The sequence below is a fragment of the Streptomyces sp. NPDC019531 genome (assembly GCF_044903305.1).
Taxonomy (GTDB): Bacteria; Actinomycetota; Actinomycetes; order Streptomycetales; family Streptomycetaceae; genus Streptomyces.
Genome location: NZ_JBJDQL010000109.1, coordinates 1 through 5,313, shown reverse-complemented (window position 1 = coordinate 5,313; position 5,313 = coordinate 1). Strand labels below are relative to the sequence as shown.

The 5,313-nt window shown below is 72.6% G+C and carries 5 protein-coding genes and 2 pseudogenes; 5 read left to right on the top strand and 2 right to left on the bottom strand.

The window, feature by feature from the left end; translation table 11 throughout:
* Positions 1-103: 103 nt before the first annotated feature.
* Positions 104-1,030 carry a LysR family transcriptional regulator gene (locus ACI2L1_RS44845; protein WP_404745249.1) on the top strand — a complete coding sequence of 309 codons (927 nt, stop codon included), beginning with the start codon at positions 104-106 and terminating at the stop codon, positions 1,028-1,030.
* A gap of 7 nt (positions 1,031-1,037) precedes the next feature.
* Here the strand turns inward: ACI2L1_RS44845 and ACI2L1_RS44840 are convergent, their stop codons facing one another.
* Positions 1,038-1,829, bottom strand: a complete 792-nt coding sequence (locus ACI2L1_RS44840) for a putative protein N(5)-glutamine methyltransferase (RefSeq protein WP_404745248.1) — start codon at positions 1,827-1,829, stop codon at positions 1,038-1,040.
* Between the two features lie 280 nt (positions 1,830-2,109).
* Between ACI2L1_RS44840 and ACI2L1_RS44835 the strand changes: the two genes are divergently transcribed.
* Positions 2,110-2,508, top strand: a complete 399-nt coding sequence (locus ACI2L1_RS44835) for a MarR family winged helix-turn-helix transcriptional regulator (RefSeq protein WP_404745250.1) — start codon at positions 2,110-2,112, stop codon at positions 2,506-2,508.
* Here the strand turns inward: ACI2L1_RS44835 and ACI2L1_RS44830 are convergent.
* Positions 2,505-2,873 (bottom strand): annotated as a pseudogene (locus ACI2L1_RS44830) (GNAT family N-acetyltransferase); the annotation flags it as partial. The gene ACI2L1_RS44835 and the pseudogene ACI2L1_RS44830 sit on opposite strands and share 4 nt — an antisense overlap.
* 61 nt (positions 2,874-2,934) lie before the next feature.
* On the opposite strand from ACI2L1_RS44830, the gene ACI2L1_RS44825 reads away from it, so the two are divergent.
* From ACI2L1_RS44825 to ACI2L1_RS44815, 3 genes and pseudogenes are all read left to right on the top strand, one after another.
* On the top strand, positions 2,935-3,540 hold the full coding sequence (locus tag ACI2L1_RS44825) for a sulfite oxidase-like oxidoreductase (protein WP_404745247.1): 606 nt from the start codon (positions 2,935-2,937) through the stop codon (positions 3,538-3,540).
* A 43-nt stretch (positions 3,541-3,583) separates the two neighbouring features.
* Positions 3,584-4,302 (top strand): annotated as a pseudogene (locus tag ACI2L1_RS44820) (ferredoxin reductase).
* Positions 4,303-4,420: 118 nt separating this feature from the next.
* Entirely contained in the window at positions 4,421-5,005 is a 585-nt protein-coding gene (locus tag ACI2L1_RS44815; protein WP_404745246.1) for a hypothetical protein, read from the top strand.
* Positions 5,006-5,313: the final 308 nt, after the last annotated feature.

Here is a 5,313-nt window from a genome sequence, read left to right as displayed (position 1 = left end):
CCAACTCGGCCTTCGGCCGTCCCGTCCTCGCCACCCGGCCATCATGCCGAATCAACCCTGACTTACGCAGCGAATTCCAGACTCAGGACACTAGGCTGCCCGCATGGATCTCGACGCCGTACGCACCTTCGTCGCCGTGGCGGACGCGGGGCGGTTCCAGGAGGCCGCCGACCGGTTGGCGGTCACCCAGCAGGCCGTGTCCAAGCGGGTCGCCGCACTGGAGAAGGATCTCGGGGCGCGGCTGTTCACCCGGACCCCGCGCGGTGCCCGGCTCACCATCGACGGACAGGCGTTCCTGCCGCACGCCCGCGATCTGCTGCGGGCCGCGGAACGTGCGGCCGCTTCGGTACGGCCGGGCAGCCGGGCCCTGCGCGTGGACGTGATCGGCCGCCGGCTCGCACCCGCGGAGCTGCTGCGCGCCTTCCACCGCACCCACCCGGACATCGAGCTGGATGTGGTCACCCTCTTCGACGCCGACGCGGCCGTCGCCGCGGTCCGGTCCGGCACGATCGACGCAACCTTCCGCGCCGTACCCCATGGCCCGGGGCAGCCGTCCGACGGCATCACGTCCGTGCGGGTCTACGACGAGCCCGTCCAGCTGCTCACCGGGCCGGACCACGCACTGGCGACCGTCCGCGCGGTCGAGCCCGCCGCGCTGGCAGGGCACCGTATCTGGATGCCCGGCCTCGTCACCGGGACCGAGTGGGGCACCTACTACGACGACCTCGCCGCCGCTTTCGGGCTCACCATCGAGGTCACCGGCCCCGACTTCGGTACCGATCCCCTCCTCGACACCATCGCCGACTCCCCGTCCCTGGCGACCTTCGTCGGCGAGCTGACCCGCCTGGTGTGGCCGTCGGACCAGGATCTGCGGCGCATCCCGGTGCGCGGGCCCACACCGGTCTACCCCCACTCCCTGATCTGGCGCGCCGACAACCCGCACCCGGCGCTCGGCGCCCTCCGGGACCACCTCCACACCACCCGCCCCGACCCGCCGGGCGCCGGCGTGTGGACACCGAGCTGGGCATGAGGTGGGCTTACGCCTTGGTCCCGAGTACGACGTGGGCGTAGAGCTCCTCGGAGACGACGAGGCGGGTCGTCAGACCGCTGCGGGTGAAGGCGTCGACGGCGGCGGGAGCTTGGCGTTCGCTGGTCTCGACGAGGAGACAGCCGCCGGGGGCGAGCCAGTGGCGGGCCCCGGCGGCAACGCGGCGCAGGACGTCCAGGCCGTCGATGCCGCCGTCGAGGGCGACCAGGGGCTCGTGGTCGCGGGCCTCGGAGGGCAGGAGGCCGACCTCGTCGGTGGGGACGTAGGGCACGTTGGCCGCGAGGATGTCGACACGGCCGCGCAGGTCGGCGGGCAGGGCCTCGAAGAGGTCGCCGGCGTGGACCCGGCCGCCGGCCGCGGCGGTGTTGCGGCGGGCGCAGTCCACCGCGGCCGGGTCGATGTCGGCGGCGTGCAGCTCGACCGGGCCCAGGGCGGCGGCGAGCGCGGCGCCGACGGCACCCGAGCCGCAGCACAGGTCCACGACGACGGAGACGGCCGGCACCTGCGCGAGGGCCTGTTCGACGAGGAACTCGGTGCGGCGACGGGGCACGAAGACACCGGGCGTCATGGTGATGCGCAGCCCGCGGAACTCGGCCCAGCCGACGACGAGTTCGAGAGGGTGGCCGGTGATTCGGCGGTCCACCATGTGGGCCAGCTCGTCCGGGGTGCGGGCGGCGGCGAGGATCAGCCGGGCCTCGTCCTCGGCGAAGACACAGCCCGCGGCGCGGAGCGCGGCGACGACGGAGTCGGGAGAAGTGGAACGGGGAGAGCGTGAAGGCATGGAAGCCGAGAGCCTTTCGAGAGCCGAAGGGCGCTCCAGCGGTCACCTACCGGCGGTGATCCGCGCCGGTTCGAGGGGAGAGCACCCGATCTGACACAGCGTTGATGGGTCTCACCTCCTCGGCACCGCATGGCTGGGACCTCCCTCAGCCGGACGGCCACTTTACACCGATGGCACAGCCCGGCAGGGCCGCCGGAGCCGGTGAGTTGTATTCTGCAACCAGTACGGTGAGGGAGGCCAGGTGAACGCAGCCACAGCCGTGGAGACCATCCAGCACGAGATGACGGTCTTCGCCCGGCGGGCCAGGGCGTCGGCAGGGCGACTGCATCCCGAACTGTCCCTGGTGTCGTACACCCTGCTCGGGCATCTGGAGGAGCGCGACGGCTGCCGCGCCACCGACCTGGCCGCCCACTACGCCCTGGACAAGTCCACGGTGAGCCGCCAGGTCGCCGCGCTGGAAGGGGCCGGCCTCATCGAGCGCCGCACGGACCCGGACGACCACCGCGTCCAGGTGCTGCACCTGACCGAGGCCGGACGGAACATCCTCAGCCAGGTCACCATGAGCCGCCGGGCGGCCGTGACCGAGCGGCTCGCGGAGTGGTCCGAGGAGGACCTGGCCCGCTTCTCCGGGTACCTGGTGCGCTACAACTCCTGGCCCCAGCCGGCTGACGGGAGCTAGGACACCCCCTCCGGCAACCGCTCGGGCACCCGTGCGTCGAGGAAGGCGGTGCTGCGGCGCAGCCGGAAGCCCAGGGACTCGTAGAGCCGGATGGCACGGGTGTTGCCCGCGCCGGTGTGCAGGAACGGGGTCTCGCCGCGCTCCCGTATGCCGTGCGCGACGGCGAGGATCAGCCGGGTCGCGAGGCCCTGGCCGCGGACGGCATCGTCGGTGCAGACCGCGCTGATCTCGGTCCAGCCCGGCGGGTGCAGCCGCTCCCCCGCCATGGCGACGAGCGCGCCGCCCCGGCGTATGCCCAGGTAGGTGCCCATCTCCATGGTGCGGGGCAGGAAGGGTCCCGGCCGGGTGCGGGCGACCAGGTCGAGGACAATCATCGGGGCACTGACCTGGGACGGAGCCCGAGGGGCGACGGCGTACGGTTGATGCATGAACGTCACCCGAGGCTTCACCGGACGCCCCCGCGTCCACAACCCCGGACTGCCACCCGGCCAGTACGACGCGGGCGACGACTGGCCCGTCCTCTCCGCGGAGGTCACGCCGGACCTGTCCCCGGCCGACTGGACGTTCCGCGTGGACGGCCTCGTCGAGGAACCGCGCACCTGGGACTGGGACGAGGCGCACGCGCTCCCGGCGTCGGTCTACGAGGGTGACATCCACTGTGTGACGAGCTGGTCGAAGTTCGGGGTGCGGTTCGCGGGCGTGTCGCTGGACGCCTTCCTGGATGTGGTGCGGCCACATGGGTCCGCCACCCATGCTGTCGCCTACTCGCACACGGGGTACACCTCCAACCTGCCGCTCGCGGACCTGACCGGCGGGCGGGCCTGGATCGCGTGGGAGTACGACGGGAAGCCGCTGCCCGCCGAACACGGTGGGCCTGCCCGGCTGTTGGTGCCGCACCTGTACTTCTGGAAGAGCGCCAAATGGGTTGCGGGGCTGACGTTGCTCGATCACGACGAGCAGGGTTTCTGGGAGCGGAACGGCTACCACGCGCGGGGCAACCCCTGGGAGGAGCAGAGGTACTCCGGTGACTGAGACGCTGCCCGCGCCCGCCTTCGCTCCCGTCACGCGGTTCGCCGTGCCCGGGCGTATCTCCGTGAGCGACCGGGCCGCCTCGGTGTGGCAGAGGGCACGCTCACGGAGATCCGCCGCGAGACCCCGCAGGCGTCGACGTTCCGGTTCGCGGTGCCCGCCTGGCAGGGGCATCTGCCCGGTCAGCATCTGATGCTGCGGCTGACCGCCGAGGACGGCTACACGGCCCAGCGCCACTACTCGATCGCGTCCCCGCCCGGGGACTCCGGGCACATCGAGCTGACCCTGGACCATGTCGAGGGCGGTGAGGTCTCCGGCTGGTTCCACACGGTGGCCGAGCCCGGTGACCAGGTCCAGGTACGCGGGCCGCTGAGCGGTTTCTTCGCCTGGCCCGGCGACCGGCCCGCGCTGCTGGTCGGGGCCGGGTCCGGGGTCGTACCGCTGATGTCGATGGTGCGGCACCACCGGGCGCGCGGACTGTCCGTGCCACTACGGCTGCTGGTGTCGGCGCGCAGTCCCGAGGAGCTCATCTACGCGCGGGAGTTCGGCGCCGAGACGACCCCCGTGTTCACGCGGAGCGCGCCGGAGGGTGTGCGGGTGGGACGCATAGCGGCTGCACATGTGGCGCCCTTCCTGGCCGAACAGCCCGATAATGGATGGGAGGCCTATGTGTGCGGGTCCAACGCGTTCGCCGAGCATGCCTCGCGGCTGCTGGTGGAGGCCGGTCAGCCGGTGGAGCACATTCGGATCGAGCGCTTCGGCTGACGGGTGGTGCGCGTGTGCACTCCGTGCGTATGTGCTCTTCCCCACAAGTGAACGCAGCGGGTAGAGGGGTACTACACCTGTGTGACCACTCGCAGACGTGCGTGGTGCGGAGGTCGACATGCGAACCCGGGTGCGCGGCTGGCGCTGGCGGCGCAATCCGCTCAGGCGCCGGTCGGACGTCGTCGAGGCGTGGACGGTGGTGGCCGTCGCTCTTCTGTTGTTCCTGGCCGCCCCGTTGGCCGGCGCGCTCGTGGGTTGGTGGGCCCATGACGACGCCCGTGCGGTGGCGGCCGCGCAGCGTGCGGATCGTCATCGGGTCCGCGCCGAGGTCGTCGGCAAGGTCCCGGACTCGCCGCCGACGGCCCAGGGCGGCCGTGAGCACTCGTACCGGGTGACCGTGCGCTGGACCGAGGCCGGGGGCGCCGTGAAGACGGCCACGGCCCGGGTTCCGGGCGGCACCGACCAGGGCGAGAGGGTCGACGTGTGGTTCGACTCCCGGGGCCGGAGCGTGGCTCCGCCGCCCGACGAGACCGCGGTCTGGCAGCACACCGTGACGATGGGCGCGTGTGGTGTGGGCGCGGCGATCGCCGTGATCCTCCTCGGGCACTCCCTGGTACGCGGTGCGGCCAACCGCCACCGGCTCGTCGAATGGGAGCGGGAGTGGGCCCTCACCGAGCCCCTGTGGACCCGGCGCCGGGCCTGACAGCGCCCGCCAGACCCGGACCGGCCCCGTCTTCCACTCCGCCGACCACACGGAGGCCGCCGCCGCCCGACTCAGCCCCGCCCGATCCGCCTCATCCCGGCACAGCAGACACCGCTCATGGACGGTCCACCTCCCGGACTGGGCCGACTGCGCCGTGTCCCGGGCTCGACGCTTCCCGGCTTCCCGGCTCCGGACTCTGGGCGGCTCTAGGCCTCCGGGCTTCCGGGCTTCCGGGCTTCCGGGCTTCCGGGCTTCCGGGCTTCCGGGCTTCCGGGCTTCCGGGCTTCCGGGCTTCCGGGCTTCCGGGC